The sequence below is a fragment of the Desulfitobacterium hafniense DCB-2 genome, assembly GCF_000021925.1.
Classification (GTDB): Bacteria; Bacillota; Desulfitobacteriia; order Desulfitobacteriales; family Desulfitobacteriaceae; genus Desulfitobacterium; species Desulfitobacterium hafniense.
The window spans coordinates 823,635-837,097 of the sequence record NC_011830.1 but is presented as its reverse complement, the minus strand read 5'-3'; the positions used below and the strand labels follow the sequence as shown (position 1 = coordinate 837,097).

Here is a 13,463-nt window from a genome sequence, read left to right as displayed (position 1 = left end):
TACACTAATTAAAATAGTCCTCGGGGTGGCCCCGAGGACTATTTGTTTGGAACTATGCAAAGACCGGATCAAGGTCGTTCATTCACCTTAATTTATATCCACGATGGGGATTCCCTCCTTTTGCAGTTTACGGCAATATTCGGAGAGACCTTGGTAGATGGCTACGCTCAGTTGATGTTGGTAGTCTGTTTCATTTAATTTCTGCTCTTCCTGAGGATTGGACAGGAAACCGACTTCCACAGTCACTGCGGCTTGGGGTGCCTTCTTGAGAATAAACAACTCCTGGTCGGCTTTGGCCACCCGCTTGGTTCCGGTCAGTTTATTGAGTTCCGTTTGTATGGCCTCAGCCAGAAGTTTTCCCTCCGGTAAACCCTCATGATAAAAAACTTGGGGGCCGGTTAAGGAGTGGTTGGGGGAGCTGTTCACATGAATACTTAAGTAGACATCGGCCTCGAAATCTTTAGCCAGCTGGATTCGTTGTGCCAGGTCCTCCCTTTTTCTTCTGGCAAGGCCTTCAGAAGTTCCCAGATCCACGTCGGCTTCCCGAACCATGACTGGCTTACCCCCCGATTGTTGAACAAGGAGTTGCAGATGCTTGGAAATATTTAAGGTAATATCCTTTTCCAGGCTGACTTTGCCTACAGCCCCCGGGTCAACGCCGCCGTGCCCGGCGTCGATAAGGACAACCTGATTACCGATGGTCCAACTCCAGATTTCTTCGTCCTTTTGGTTATACTTCCATACTAAGCTGCCTGTCACAATAAGCACCAGCGCGAACAGCGCCGCTACCATCCAACCTCTATTCCATCGTCTGCGATAGTTGAGCCCATCCCTTCTCATTCTCCTCATGGCTCTTCTCCCTTCCCATGCCTTGGGCCGGATGTTATCCGCCCTTTAAAAAACTTATGGAGAAGAGGCTTGGCATTATTCCTTGATAGAGGCATTCCTTAAAGAATTTTCAAATCATCCAGGGTTGTTTCCAGCTAAAAGAGCATTCGGACGAAAAGACAACTTTTCCTTACCTTTTGAGTTGTAAGTTGCTTTACCCTTAAATTGCGGGAACTCCCGGGCTTTGACTTCCCCCTGGTAAAACTATAGAGTTAATAGTATTAGGGCCTTGGTTGCCCTTATGCTTAGAAAGTGTTTATACTTTCTGACAACGTAGCAAACGACTCTGCGGGCGGCGCAGAGTACAAGAATGGAGGGTCAAACAAATGAGCGAAACTGCAATTCAGGCTGTCGAAAGGAAAGAAAAACCCAAGGAAGTCCGAAGCAAAGGTTTTGTGCCGGGGGTAATCTACGGCAAAGGTATGGACTCCATCAGTGTGAAATTCGATGAGAAGAGGCTTAACAAGGCCCTGCAGGGCCGTTCTCAAAAAGCTAAAATCTCTGTGCAGGTTGCCGGCGAAACCAAGCAGTGCTTCGTCGGAGAAATTCAAAAGGATATTACTTCAGGAAAGACCATTCATATCTCTATGCAAGTGGTGGAAGATGATCAGGTTGTGAAGATGAAAGTTCCGATTACCTTCGGCGGCAGTGAAGCACTCAGTGAAAGAAAATTGATCGTACTGCCCTATTTTTCTGAATTGGAGCTGACAGGTCCCAGTGCCGATATTCCGGAATATGTGGCTGTCGATGTTGCGGATAAATCTTTAGGAGATAAAATTACTGTAGCAGACTTTATGGTCAGCCCTTCAGTAAGCGTACTGGATGATCCGGAAAAAATCATCGCGGCGATTACCGGCGCAAGATAGTATAAAAGAAACTATGCAAAAACCAGGCCTGAGGCCTGGTTTTTTGATTCATCGATTTACTTCCCCAGGTGGTTTACCTTCCCCGGAAGCGGCTTAAAAAGTTTTGCAGGCGGGGGCTCTGGGGGTTATGGAAGATCTCCCGGGGCGGTCCTTCCTCGATAATGTGTCCTTCATCAAAGAAGACTACCCGGTCCGCCACATCCTTAGCGAAATCCATCTCGTGGGTGATGAGGAGCATCGCCATCTCCCCTTCCTGGGCAATTTCCTTGATAACCTCCAGCACTTCACCCACCAATTCCGGATCCAAAGCCGAGGTCGGCTCATCAAAGAGCATGATTTTGGGACGCATGACCAGAGCCCTGGCGATAGCCACCCGTTGTTTCTGCCCGCCGGACAGTTGGGCGGGATAGCCATGAAGCTTATCACCCAGTCCCACTTTCTCCAGCATAACAATGGCCTGGGCCTCAGCATCATCTTTGGTCATCCCCAGCACGTGGATGGGAGCGGCTGTCACATTGCCCAAAATAGTCATATGAGGAAAAAGGTTAAAATGCTGAAAGACCATACCAATCTTGTTGCGAATTTTATGAAGATGCTTTTCATTGGCTTTAACCATTTTTCCCTTGACCCTTTGCTGCCACAAGGACTCCCCATCCACTTGGATGGCTCCGGAAGTAGGCTCTTCCAAAGTCATGAGCAGCCTGGCCATTGTCGTTTTTCCTGAGCCGCTGGGTCCGATTAAGGCCACTTTCTCTCCTGGCGCAATATCCAAGTCAATCCCTTTTAAGACCTGCAAGTCTCCATACGCTTTGGAGATTTTTTCGTAGTGCACTACAGGTTGTTTTACTTTTTTTCCGGCCACGGTCTGCTGATTTTTCGTTTCATCCGGTGTATTTTTTAACAGTTTCAATTGAGCACTCATCCTATTCCTCCTTAGCGAACGCTTTTCGTCATCCTCATTTCCAAACGGCGGATCATTACCGAGCAGGGATAACTCAACAATAAGAACAAAAATCCTACAATAGTGAACCCTTCCAGATAACGGAAGGAATGGGAGCCGATAATCTTGGCTGTCTGCAAGATTTCCACCAAGGTAATGGCCGAAAGGAGAGGGGTTTCTTTAAACATGGTGATCAAATAGTTACCCATCACCGGTATGACCGGCGGTACCGCTTGAGGAATGATAATCTTGGACCATACTTGCCAGGGGCTGAAGTTGAGAGCTTTCGCTGCTTCCCATTGTCCCTGGGGTACCGCTTCGATTCCCGAGCGATAGACTTCGGAGAGATAGGTGCTGTAATGAATCCCTAAACCCATGATCCCGGCAGTGAGGGGGCTTAAAGACAGTCCGGCCTGGGGCAGCACATAGAAAATAAAATAGAGCTGAACCAGCAAAGGCGTGCTGCGGATAAACTCCACAAAGCCTTTTGAGCCGTAAGCGATAGGTTTCAGGGAGGAGCGACTGCCGATGGTGAGGAACATCCCTAAAAACAAGGCCAGAAAGAATCCGGCAAAAGTAGCGGTCACGGTAATCTTCAGTGCTGCAAATATCTCCGGGAAGATTTTAATGGCAAAATCCCAATTCCACATCTTAGTACCTCCCTACGGTCAGCCTGTTTTCTATCCAGCGGATCCCCCGTGTTAAAGGCCAGGCAATCAGGAAGTAGATCACAAGCAGCAAGCTGTAAATTAAAGTCGTCTCCATAGTGGAAGCATTGAGCACGGATGCCTGATAGGTCAAGTCGGCTAAAGTGATTAGGGAGACCAGGGAGGTGCTTTTCAGCAGCTCAATCTGAAGATTGCCAAACCCCGGCAGCATCATGACAAAAGCCTGGGGCAGGATAATGCGCCGCATACGCTGCCAGGGGCTGAAATTCAAGGCAATCCCCGCCTCCGTCTGCCCTTTGGGCACAGCCAGGATGGCACTGCGCACCACCTCGGAACCATAGGCCCCGCAGTTCAGGCCTAGGGTCAAGACACCGGCTGTCAAGGGAGGCAAGCTGATACCTAAAATAGGCAGGGCAAAATAGATCCAGAAGAGCTGAACAAGCAGAGAAGTTCCCCGGAAGGCTTCGACATAAACCGCCGCCAGAAAGCGGAGCGGCGGATATTTGGACAAGCGCCCGAACCCAGCCAGGAAAGCCAGCACCAAAGCGAGAAGAGTGGCCAAAAGCGTGATGATGAGAGTTATTTCCAGCCCTTTTAACAAGGCCGGTAAGAGGTCTAAAATAGCCAAGGTCCTCACTTCCTACTTAATAATGTCTTCCACAGTCGTGTCTCCCGGAAGCTCCTGCTCTGTAAAACCAAAGGATTCGAGGATCTTCAGCAGCTCACCGGATTCTTTCAGCTTCTGCAATTCAGCATTGAAAGCTTCCCGGAAATCACTGTCTTCATGACGGAAGGCAGTTGCTCCATAACCTCTGACACTTTCGCCGTCAATCACCGGCTGAGTGAAATCCATGACCCGCTCCAGATTGGGGTCATTAGCAGTATCCAAAGTAGCCTGAATCGAAGGACCGGTAGCGGTAATCACATCTGTCCGCCCGGCTTGCAAAGCTGCCAAAGCCGCCGGCATATCCGGAACAGTCACGATTCTGTCTTTAGGGACACCGCTGGCCACAAGGTAGTCATACTCAATGGCTCCTCCGGGTACAGCGACTTTAGCCGTCCCATGCTTGGCGATATCTTCATAGCTATGCAGGTCGAGAGGATTGCCCTTCTTGACGGCAATGGCTTCCCCAATGCTGTATTCGGGATTGGCGAAGGACACCTGTTCGGCCCGTTCAGGAGTGATAAACATTCCGGCGGTAACCATGTCAAAACGTTTGGCCTGGAGGCCGGGTATTAAAGAGGCAAACTCCGTAAGCTCCCCCTGCATGTCATTGATTCCCAGCTCTTTTAGGACGGCCCGGGCGATTTCTACAGCTTCACCAGTGAGCTTTCCATCGGCAGTTTTGTAAGCATAGGGCTTCTCATTAGCAAAACCAACGGTGACGGAACCTTTTTCCTTGGCCTTCTCTAATGTACTCATCCCGTCTCCACCTTTGGTCTCGGTGGTGCCGCAGCCTCCCAAGGCAAAAACACTAAAGGCCAGCACCCCCACCAGCAGAGTCTTGAGCAGTGGTAACTTTTTCATTCAAACGTCCTCCTTTTTTCTCCACTGAAATCCGCAAAAAGGCATAGAAAAAGGGCCTGAACAGGCCCAAGAAGAAGCAGCGCATAACATTGGCTATTGATTTAGCATAAAAACACTAAAACGGTTCACACGCTTACGAGGTTAGCTGCCGGGTTCGGAATGATACCTTTCCGTCATTTTAAGGAGTTTGCTCTCCTTAACAATGATTCACCCCCAATATGGTTCCCCCGTTTTCCTTTTTGGGAAATTCAGCCTTGACTGCAAACAGCTTGCAATCTGACAACTCTTATTTTGTTATAAGTTGTTACAACTTTATGTTAACATCTAAGTTGTCAGATTGCAATAAAAAATTTTCTTGCATCTTGACTTTTTAAGTATTCAGCCATCGCTTCAAGGCGAATTTATTGACCTCTCTGTTCATATCGGCAAGACTGGTGGTCAGAGGAATCTCCTTGGGACAGGCCCGCACGCAGTTTTGGGCGTTGCCGCAGTCGGTGATCCCTCCATCACCCATGAGGGCGGATAGACGAATATGCTTATGCATAGCTCCTGAAGGGTGGGTGTTAAAGAGACGGGCCTGGGAAACGGCGGCCGGTCCAATGAACCGGGAACGGGAATTGACTTGGGGGCAGGATTCCATGCAGCACCCACAGGTCATGCACTTGGAAAGCTCATAGGCCCATACTCGATCCACTTCAGCCATACGGGGTCCGGGACCCAGATCGTAGGTTCCGTCAATGTCGATCCAGGCATGAACCCTCTTTAAATTCTCGAACATAATGGTTCGATCCACCATAAGATCCCGGAGGATGGGGAATTTCCGGAGAGGCTCCAGGACAATAGGCTGCTCCAATTGATCCACTAAGGCTGAGCAGGCCTGCCTGGCTTGACCGTTGATATTCATGGTGCAGGCACCACAGACCTCTTCAAGACAGTTGCATTCCCAAACCACGGGATTGGTCTTTTTGCCTTGGACATTGACAGGATTTTTTTGAATCTCCATCAAGCAGGAAATAATATTCATCTTGGGACTATAATCCACCGCGAACTCTTCCCAAAAAGCAGGTTGGTCCGGGGCATTTTGGCGACGGATTTTTAAACGGACACTTTTTTGCCCTGACATGATGATCCCCCCTATTTCTCTACATCATAGCGCCGCGGTCTGGGCGTGATCAGTGATACATCCACCGCTTCATAGCTGAACTGCGGGCCCTCGGGTGTGTAGGTGGCGATGGTGGTCTTCAGCCAGTTCGCATCATCCCGCTCCGGATAGTCGGGCTTATAATGGGCCCCCCGGCTTTCATTGCGGTTAAGGGCCCCCAAGGTAATGACGCGGGCCAGCTCCAGCATATTCCAAAGCTGCCGGATAAAGAGTGCCGTCTGGTTGCTCCACTGGACATCATCAATGAGCTGGATCTTCTGCCAACGCTGCATAAGCTCCTGGATCTTCTGGTCCGTTCCGGCCAGTTTGTCATTATAGCGGATGACAGTGACATTTTGGGTCATGACATCACCCAGCTCTTTATAAATATGGTAGGGATTCTCCTCACCCTTCATGGTGAGAATCCTGTTCCAGAGCTCCTCCTGGGCCCTTCGTTCACGAACAAAGACTTCTTCCTCCCCGCTGGAGGTTTCCGATTTATTTTTCTTGATGTACTCCAGGGACTTAGGGCCGGCGATCATACCGCCATAAATAGCTGAGAGCAGGGAATTGGCCCCTAAGCGATTGGCCCCATGGTATTGATATTCACATTCCCCGGCAGCAAACAGACCGGGGATATTGGTCATTTGATCATAATCCACCCACATTCCGCCCATGGAATAGTGAACTGCGGGGAAAATCCGCATGGGAACCTTCTTGGGATCATCCCCCACGAATTTCTCATAGATCTCAAGAATTCCTCCTAATTTGATCTGAAGTTCATGGGAATCTTTATGGGAAAGATCCAGATAAACCATGTTCTCACCGTTGACACCCAGACCCAAATCAAAGACCACATGGTAGATGGCCCGGGTGGCAATATCCCGGGGGACCAGGTTCCCGTAGGCCGGATACATCTCCTCCAGAAAATACCAGGGTTTACCCTCTTTATAGGTCCAGACCCGTCCGCCTTCGCCACGGGCCGACTCGGACATAAGCCGCAGCTTATCCTCCCCCGGAATGGCCGTAGGATGAATCTGGATAAACTCACCGTTGGCGTATTTGACCCCTTGCTGGTAGAGAGCCGAGGCCACGGAGCCTGTGTTAATGGTGGAATTGGTGCTCTTGCCGAAGATCATGCCGCATCCCCCGGCGGCCACGATGACAGCAGCGGCGGGAAAGCTTTGGATCTCCATATTATAGAGGTTTTGGGCGACAATTCCCTTGCAGACCCCTTCATCAATAACAGCAGAGAGCATCTCCCAGCCTTCGTATTTCCTGACTAACCCGGCCGCTTCAAAACGGCGGACCTGCTCATCCAGGGCATAGAGAAGCTGCTGACCTGTGGTGGCTCCGGCAAAGGCTGTACGGTGATGCTTGGTCCCGCCGAAACGCCGGAAATCCAAAAACCCTTCCGCTGTCCGGTTAAACATAACTCCCATACGATCCATAAGATGGATAACACCCGGCGCGGCATCACACATGGCCTTCACAGGGGGCTGGTTGGCCAGAAAGTCCCCTCCATAGACCGAATCATCGAAATGCTCCCAAGGTGAATCCCCTTCACCTTTTGTGTTGACCGCTCCGTTGATTCCCCCCTGAGCACATACGGAATGGGAGCGTTTCACCGGTACCAAGGAGAATAAATCCACCGGTGTTCCTTCCTCAGCTATCTTAATGGCAGCCATCAGACCCGCCAGTCCTCCGCCTACCACGATTACCTTACTCATCCTCTTCACCTCTCACCTTTATTCATTATGGGAATCGATCATAGGAAACTTTTCTTTTACATAAAAGCGGTCAGATCATAAAGTCCAATAGCCGTCAGGAGAACAAAGACCGCCAAGCATGCATAAGTCCAGATCTGCTGCGCCCTGGGACCTACGGTGATTCCCCAGGTTATGGCAAAGGCCCAGAGGCCGTTGGTGAAGTGGAAAATGGCCAGAACAACCCCGATCACATAAAAAATAAGCCCCCAGGGATTAGCAACCGCGCTTTGCATCCCGGCAAAACTGGCTTCCCCAAAGCGAAGGGCAAAAACATGAACGGCTACGAAAATCACGGTATAGATACCGGAGATCCGCTGAATAATATAGAACCAGTTCCGAGGATATTGATAACGCAGGACATTGCTTTGACCGGTGTAAACCACCCAGCTGCCGTAAACAGCATGAAAAATAATCGGAACAAAGATAATGATCATCTCAATCAGAAAAATTCCCGGAACACTCTGCATGGTCTGGATGACTTTGTCGTATTGCCCCGGTCCCAAACGGGCCGAGAGATTTAAAAACAAATGAAATGTCAGGAAGATACCGATGGGCAATAGCCCTAAGAGAGAATGGACGCGTCGAATCAGGAAATGGTAAGAACCCGACTCTGCTCTCCTCAAACCTACCTCATTGCTCATGCTCTAACCTCTTTTCTCCTCAATAATTTATCTCCCCAAATTCTGATGGATAACTCTTCACCTCCCGCAAAGTCTTATGAGCAAAACTAATATCTGGTCACAATTTTAAGCAGTACTTTCCCCCCTGTTTTATGGCTCCCAGTCCCTCACCATTTTTGGATGGTTGATTCCCACGGGACGGATTATTTAAGGAGCTGGTACTAATTTCAATGGGTTTGAATTAATCTTAATACGGAGAAGGGGGTACGTCAATACAATTATTGTAATATTCCAAATTTTTTAACTATTGAACCCCCTGTCTTTGACGGTTTCACCAGGCTTGATGCCCAGTTCCGAGGTTCCATACTAAACATGAGGTAAATCCAGGGCTTTCGCTGCATACCTTATCCTAGCTTTAATCAGGTAACTTTTCCAGAAAAAAGCCCAAGGTTTGCATCCCTTGGGCCCAGAGCCGCCATCAGCAGCTGTATAAAAAAATAATTTTATCAGGTTAGTTGCTCCGCAATTCGTTTTCCCGCATCCGTAAGGGTGATCGCACCAAGCTCTATTTCTGCGGTATCGCCAAGAAAGCCCGGGCGCTTCTTCCCTTCCTCAACGGTATCTTTGAAATAGGCAAACAAGGCGGCCTCCGTATAGGGCTTATAGTCATAATCAGTCAGCCTCAGGTCATAATCCAGCGAGATCAGCCCTTTTTCTTTCAGCCCTTTTAAAGCTGCACCTTTTTCTTTCACGATTTCTATACCGTCACTGGGATCATTCATATAGACCGGAGCAAGCATCTCGAACCGGACTTCTTTTTCCGAGCTGCTGCTGAGAATGTAGCGGCTGACCGGCAGGCAGCCCTGTTGCGCCAGTGCCTGTATAAATACTGTTTCCTGAGGGTCGAGGACCAGCGGCTTGTGGGAACAACAACAGGCTGTTTCCTTCTCTGCAGTCTGGCTGCTGCAGCCGCAACCATCAGAGCTGCAGCCATGGGTATGGATATGCCCGTGGTGTCTATGGGCGGATTTCGTTACCTGATCATTATTATTCATAAATAAACGTTTCTCCTGTTCTTTCTGTACTCATTGTTTTCTTGTTTTATTCTCATCTTATTAAAGATTGATCTTTATTGCAAGAAGTCCCCGGCCTATAACCAGGGACTTTCGTTAATATCTGATGTATCCGGCGGTGCCAGGCTATGCTTCGGCCAAGGTTTTCCCCAGTTTCCGGCATTGTTCCATCCCATCGTTATCCGGTTCCAACTGCAGAATCAATCCATCCCCCGCTAAATTGGCACCGGCTTTTTTCATCCGCTCTTCCCAGTCCCGCATCCATTCTCCGTCACCCCAGTCATAAGAGCCGAAAAGGACAACTGGCACAGCGGACAGATTTTCTTGCTCTAATGAGCAAACGAATGGTTCCATTTCATCTTCTTCCAAAACCTCGGACCCCATGGCCGGGCAGCCCAGTGCCACCCCATCTGCAGACAGAACATCGGTGACAGATGCCTCACCGACCGGGATAATCCGGACTTCCGCTTCTGCAGCCCGGGCACCTTCGGCCACTCCTGCAGCCATTTTCTCTGTGTTGCCTGTTCCACTCCAATAGATGACGACAATTTTCTTCATGCAGTATGATCTCCTCTTCTTAATATAGTGTCGCTTCGTTATTGATATTGATTATTGATATTGATTATCAATATCATATCAATTCCTCTTTTATTTTGTCAAGGTTAATTAATGTATTTGAAGCAGGTTTTTCCTAAGCCTTTTATTCAGCATTCGGAAAATCCTTCAGGGTCAATAGCCTTATTCTCAAAGATGGTTATGTCAAAATTAAACATCGTTTAGTTCTCTGGTAAAATAAGGGGAATATTTTTGCTCATTGTAGCTTTTTGATTAATCAAGTAAAGGGAGACTCCCCAAGAACTTATGCTTTCTGATTAATAAGAAAACCAAGGCTACAGCCTCGGTCCTTTATTGTCCTCTAACATCTAAAATCTTAAATTCGTAACCATGAAGTTCTTTATAATACTCTAAATATATCTGTCCCCCACATTTCTTGTCGCTAGATTGTGTTGTGATGGTAGGATCTCCATCATCCATAGCATCAATTTTTCTTACCACCTTCGACAGGATTACTCAGTTCCGCTCTATGATCAATCCCTCGGCACCGATCACCAATACGGCAATCGAGACAGCATTTCTTAAAGCGGTACAGGTAACCTCCACCGGATCGATAATTCCGGCCTCAAGCATATCGACGCAGCGGTCTTCTGCCGCATTATATCCCCAGTTCTCAGGCAATTCTCTGACCTTATCCAGAATAACATCCCCGTTGTGCCCGGCATTATACGCAATCTGCCGCAGCGGCTCTTCCAGGGCCTGCTGCATAATCCGCAGACCGGCTTCTTCCTCCGGCTCCTCCGGTTTTATTTGGATTAGGGACTCACAGGCCCTTAGCAAGGCCATTCCCCCGCCCGGGACAATGCCTTCCTTTATCGCTGCTTGAACCGCGTTGACGGCATCATCGATCCGGTCCTTTTTCTCCTTTAATTCCAGCATCGTCGGCGCCCCGACTTTAAGCGAGGCTATGCCCCCCTGGAGCCAGCCCAGCCTTTCCTGAAGCTTTTCCTTTTTCCAGCCCGGCAAGCGGGATGCGAATTCTTGACACGCTTCCGCGGCCCGGGCGGCAATTCTTGCCTTGTCACCTGAACCGCCCATGATCGTGGTCCTGTTGTTATCCACCATAATCTGCTTAGCCCGCCCCAGATGCTCTTCCCGAACGTCCTCCAGCTGCAGGCCGCTGTCTGCGGAGATGACGGCCGCCCCGGTGATCACGGCAATATCCTGCAAATACTCCCGGCGTCTTTCTCCGTAGCCTGGGGTTTGAATCGCCACCACATTCATGGTCCTCTTCTTTTTGTTCGTCAGCAGGAGAGCAAGGATATCTATTGAAATGTCCTCGGCGATGATCACCAAAGGCTTTTTCGCCTTGACCGCCACTTCCAGGACTTCAAAGATCTCATAGATATAGCTTATTTTATGATCTGTAACCATGATATAAGGATCTTCCAAGACTTCGGTCTTATTATCCCAGGAGCTGACCACTTTGGGAGTAAAGCAGCCTTTATCGAAACGGATTCCTTCCAGGACTTCGAAGAATGTGGTCTGAGTCTTTCCCTCTTCCACTCTTATGATCCCGTTAAACCCAACCCTTTGCACGGCAGCGGCGATCAGGTTTCCGATCTCCTCATCTCCGGACGCCACAGTCGCCACCCGGGCTACCTCGGCTGGACTGACAATTCTGACGGCCTTTGCTTTAAGGGCTGCGTCGACGATCTCCGCCCCTTTTTCCAGCCCTTTAATCAGGGAAGTCTGATTAACCCCTGCCGCAACAGCTTTCATTCCTTCCCGGACCAGGGCCTGGGCCAGCACAATCGCCGTCGTGGTTCCATCCCCGACTCTGTCGTTGGTTTTTTCCGACACCTCTTTGACTATACTGCACCCCAGGTTTTGGAATGGGTCGGCCAGAGCGATATTTTTGGCGATACTCACTCCATCGTTGGTTATCCTGGGCATGCCCCTATGAGGACCCAAAACCACATTTCTCCCTCGTGGGCCTAAGGTTATTTTAACACAGGAAGCCAGCTGCTCGATTCCTGTGCTTAATGCTCTGCGCGCTTCCTCACCGGAAAGCATGATTGTGCTCATACTCATTCTCCCTTAACTCAGCATCAGGAATTCCAGGCCTCCAAGATCACCAGCAAAGCAAACAGGGTGATTAAACCATAAAAAATCAGCAGTGAAACAGACCCTTTGTCTAATTTGCCGGCCTTTTTTCCCTTATGACTGATCACTTTATTTTCCATGCTTAACACCCACCGCTTTCTTTGTGTTGATAAGGGGACCTAACTTGTTTTTCACTTTACGGGAAAGCCCTGCGGCTTTGTCAAGAATTGTACCCACCGGACAAAAAACATGACACCAAAACCGGCGGATGAAGAAGCTGGAGAGCAGGATGACAAAGAGCAAATACCACTGGTAGCTCGAACCATTTAACCCAAAAATCGTGCCAAAGGGTTCGAAGCTGGATACTGAAGGATTAAGGGCCAGAAAAGCCAGGAAAAGCACCAGGAATAAGATGACTTCTTTACCTAAACGAATCCACTTCATATATTTTCCCAGGGCAAGATTGATTCTGCTTATTTTATGAGCGGTTTCCTGCAGACCGCAGAAAGGGCAGACATAAGTGCAGTATAAATTTTTGCCGGTAACTATAGCCGGCGCGAAAGCACCGATCAGAACGATGTACCACAAAAGGTTTTCGCCGGGTACCGGAAAATACCCCAAAAACAAGGCACTGATCTGCCCCATGGATAAGGATCTGTTAAGCCAGAATCCTAAAATCACCACACTGAGCAGCAAAAACGGAAATCTGTATTTCGCCAGCTGTTTAAATCTAGGCATACAATAGGATAAGAGGAAAAGCAGGGCAATCACCATTTCCTGTATGCCGATACTCCACTTCACTTCGGCTTTCCTGGGCGTAATCTTTAACTCCGCCTGGGCAATGGTGTGAGCCACACTTTGGACACTTGAGGCTATGGCACGGGTGGAGAGGGTTGCCCCGGACACCCCGTCAACATCATAATTAAAGGTCAATGCATCTCCGGCCTGCTTTTTATCGAACTGACGGAAAAATCCGGCCTTAGTGATCTTGTGGATATAAGAAGGGGTTTCCTTATGTTCCAAGATGACGATAGCCTTAACCGCTCCCTCAGCTGAAAGAACCGTACCTACAAGCAGGGGACCGCCATAACCGATATTGCTCTCTATGCCCAGATAGGCGCTGACTGAGCCGTCCTGCCCGATTGCTTTGGCCGTCCGGTCATTGATCGGTTCAAATCCGGCCGCGTCGGCAACCAGCTCCCGGTAGTATCCCTGAACCAGATCGGCATCCATTTTATCGGCATGCTTAGCGTATACCCCTGTCACGATCAGCATGATCACTGCAATGAGTGTTATATAGTTTCTCATG

General features: G+C 49.1%; 14 protein-coding genes and 1 riboswitch. Of the genes, 1 reads left to right on the top strand and 13 read right to left on the bottom strand.

Annotated features, from left to right (window positions below):
* Positions 1–87: 87 nt before the first annotated feature.
* Positions 88–849 carry an N-acetylmuramoyl-L-alanine amidase gene (locus tag DHAF_RS03785; protein ID WP_015943004.1) on the bottom strand — a complete coding sequence of 254 codons (762 nt, stop codon included), beginning with the start codon at positions 847–849 and terminating at the stop codon, positions 88–90.
* A 365-nt stretch (positions 850–1,214) separates the two neighbouring features.
* Between DHAF_RS03785 and DHAF_RS03780 the strand changes: the two genes are divergently transcribed.
* Complete coding sequence (locus DHAF_RS03780; protein ID WP_005808697.1) at positions 1,215–1,754, top strand: 50S ribosomal protein L25; 540 nt, start codon at positions 1,215–1,217, stop codon at positions 1,752–1,754.
* Positions 1,755–1,827: 73 nt separating this feature from the next.
* Here DHAF_RS03780 and ehuA read toward each other — a convergent pair whose 3' ends face one another.
* The 12 genes from ehuA to DHAF_RS03725 all read right to left on the bottom strand — a co-directional run bounded on the left by ehuA (position 1,828) and on the right by DHAF_RS03725 (position 13,462).
* The gene (ehuA, locus tag DHAF_RS03775) at positions 1,828–2,676 is read right to left on the bottom strand and encodes an ectoine/hydroxyectoine ABC transporter ATP-binding protein EhuA (RefSeq protein WP_005808698.1); all 849 of its coding nucleotides are present in this window, start codon (positions 2,674–2,676) and stop codon (positions 1,828–1,830) included.
* 11 nt (positions 2,677–2,687) lie between these two features.
* Positions 2,688–3,344, bottom strand: a complete 657-nt coding sequence (gene ehuD, locus DHAF_RS03770; protein WP_015943003.1) for an ectoine/hydroxyectoine ABC transporter permease subunit EhuD — start codon at positions 3,342–3,344, stop codon at positions 2,688–2,690.
* A gap of 1 nt (position 3,345) precedes the next feature.
* Entirely contained in the window at positions 3,346–3,999 is a 654-nt protein-coding gene (gene ehuC / locus DHAF_RS03765; protein WP_011459281.1) for an ectoine/hydroxyectoine ABC transporter permease subunit EhuC, read from the bottom strand.
* 3 nt (positions 4,000–4,002) lie between these two features.
* Complete coding sequence (gene ehuB, locus DHAF_RS03760; protein ID WP_005808701.1) at positions 4,003–4,890, bottom strand: ectoine/hydroxyectoine ABC transporter substrate-binding protein EhuB; 888 nt, start codon at positions 4,888–4,890, stop codon at positions 4,003–4,005.
* A gap of 116 nt (positions 4,891–5,006) precedes the next feature.
* Positions 5,007–5,154: riboswitch (cyclic di-AMP (ydaO/yuaA leader) on the bottom strand.
* A 106-nt stretch (positions 5,155–5,260) separates the two neighbouring features.
* A complete protein-coding gene (gene sdhB / locus DHAF_RS03755) occupies positions 5,261–6,013 on the bottom strand; it encodes a succinate dehydrogenase iron-sulfur subunit (RefSeq protein WP_005808702.1) in 753 nt (250 codons plus the stop codon).
* An 11-nt stretch (positions 6,014–6,024) separates the two neighbouring features.
* Positions 6,025–7,761 (bottom strand): succinate dehydrogenase flavoprotein subunit, encoded by a 1,737-nt coding sequence (gene sdhA, locus DHAF_RS03750; protein ID WP_015943001.1) that lies wholly within the window; start codon positions 7,759–7,761, stop codon positions 6,025–6,027.
* Between the two features lie 56 nt (positions 7,762–7,817).
* Entirely contained in the window at positions 7,818–8,441 is a 624-nt protein-coding gene (locus DHAF_RS03745) for a succinate dehydrogenase cytochrome b558 subunit (protein ID WP_015943000.1), read from the bottom strand.
* Positions 8,442–8,926: 485 nt separating this feature from the next.
* Positions 8,927–9,475: a hypothetical protein gene (locus DHAF_RS03740; RefSeq protein WP_015942999.1), complete on the bottom strand. Its 549-nt coding sequence runs from the start codon at positions 9,473–9,475 to the stop codon at positions 8,927–8,929.
* Between the two features lie 144 nt (positions 9,476–9,619).
* A complete protein-coding gene (locus DHAF_RS03735; protein ID WP_015942998.1) occupies positions 9,620–10,051 on the bottom strand; it encodes a flavodoxin in 432 nt (143 codons plus the stop codon).
* Positions 10,052–10,564: 513 nt separating this feature from the next.
* Positions 10,565–12,136 (bottom strand): chaperonin GroEL, encoded by a 1,572-nt coding sequence (gene groL / locus DHAF_RS03730; protein WP_015942997.1) that lies wholly within the window; start codon positions 12,134–12,136, stop codon positions 10,565–10,567.
* Between the two features lie 23 nt (positions 12,137–12,159).
* Positions 12,160–12,294, bottom strand: a complete 135-nt coding sequence (locus DHAF_RS26535) for a hypothetical protein (protein ID WP_015942996.1) — start codon at positions 12,292–12,294, stop codon at positions 12,160–12,162.
* Positions 12,284–13,462 (bottom strand): 4Fe-4S binding protein, encoded by a 1,179-nt coding sequence (locus DHAF_RS03725; RefSeq protein WP_015942995.1) that lies wholly within the window; start codon positions 13,460–13,462, stop codon positions 12,284–12,286. Before DHAF_RS03725 ends, DHAF_RS26535 begins: the two co-directional genes overlap by 11 nt.
* Between the last annotated feature and the right edge of the window lies 1 nt (position 13,463).

What these genes read in the sequence shown, in the direction of transcription:
- DHAF_RS03785 (WP_015943004.1), bottom strand. Translation starts at nt 849, where the DNA reads ATGAGGAGAATGAGAAGGGATGGGCTCAACTATCGCAGACGATGGAAT.
- DHAF_RS03780 (WP_005808697.1), top strand. Translation starts at nt 1,215, where the DNA reads ATGAGCGAAACTGCAATTCAGGCTGTCGAAAGGAAAGAAAAACCCAAG.
- ehuA (WP_005808698.1), bottom strand. Translation starts at nt 2,676, where the DNA reads ATGAGTGCTCAATTGAAACTGTTAAAAAATACACCGGATGAAACGAAA.
- ehuD (WP_015943003.1), bottom strand. Translation starts at nt 3,344, where the DNA reads ATGTGGAATTGGGATTTTGCCATTAAAATCTTCCCGGAGATATTTGCA.
- ehuB (WP_005808701.1), bottom strand. Translation starts at nt 4,890, where the DNA reads ATGAAAAAGTTACCACTGCTCAAGACTCTGCTGGTGGGGGTGCTGGCC.
- sdhB (WP_005808702.1), bottom strand. Translation starts at nt 6,013, where the DNA reads ATGTCAGGGCAAAAAAGTGTCCGTTTAAAAATCCGTCGCCAAAATGCC.
- sdhA (WP_015943001.1), bottom strand. Translation starts at nt 7,761, where the DNA reads ATGAGTAAGGTAATCGTGGTAGGCGGAGGACTGGCGGGTCTGATGGCT.
- DHAF_RS03745 (WP_015943000.1), bottom strand. Translation starts at nt 8,441, where the DNA reads ATGAGCAATGAGGTAGGTTTGAGGAGAGCAGAGTCGGGTTCTTACCAT.
- DHAF_RS03740 (WP_015942999.1), bottom strand. Translation starts at nt 9,475, where the DNA reads ATGAATAATAATGATCAGGTAACGAAATCCGCCCATAGACACCACGGG.
- DHAF_RS03735 (WP_015942998.1), bottom strand. Translation starts at nt 10,051, where the DNA reads ATGAAGAAAATTGTCGTCATCTATTGGAGTGGAACAGGCAACACAGAG.
- groL (WP_015942997.1), bottom strand. Translation starts at nt 12,136, where the DNA reads ATGAGCACAATCATGCTTTCCGGTGAGGAAGCGCGCAGAGCATTAAGC.
- DHAF_RS26535 (WP_015942996.1), bottom strand. Translation starts at nt 12,294, where the DNA reads ATGGAAAATAAAGTGATCAGTCATAAGGGAAAAAAGGCCGGCAAATTA.
- DHAF_RS03725 (WP_015942995.1), bottom strand. Translation starts at nt 13,462, where the DNA reads ATGAGAAACTATATAACACTCATTGCAGTGATCATGCTGATCGTGACA.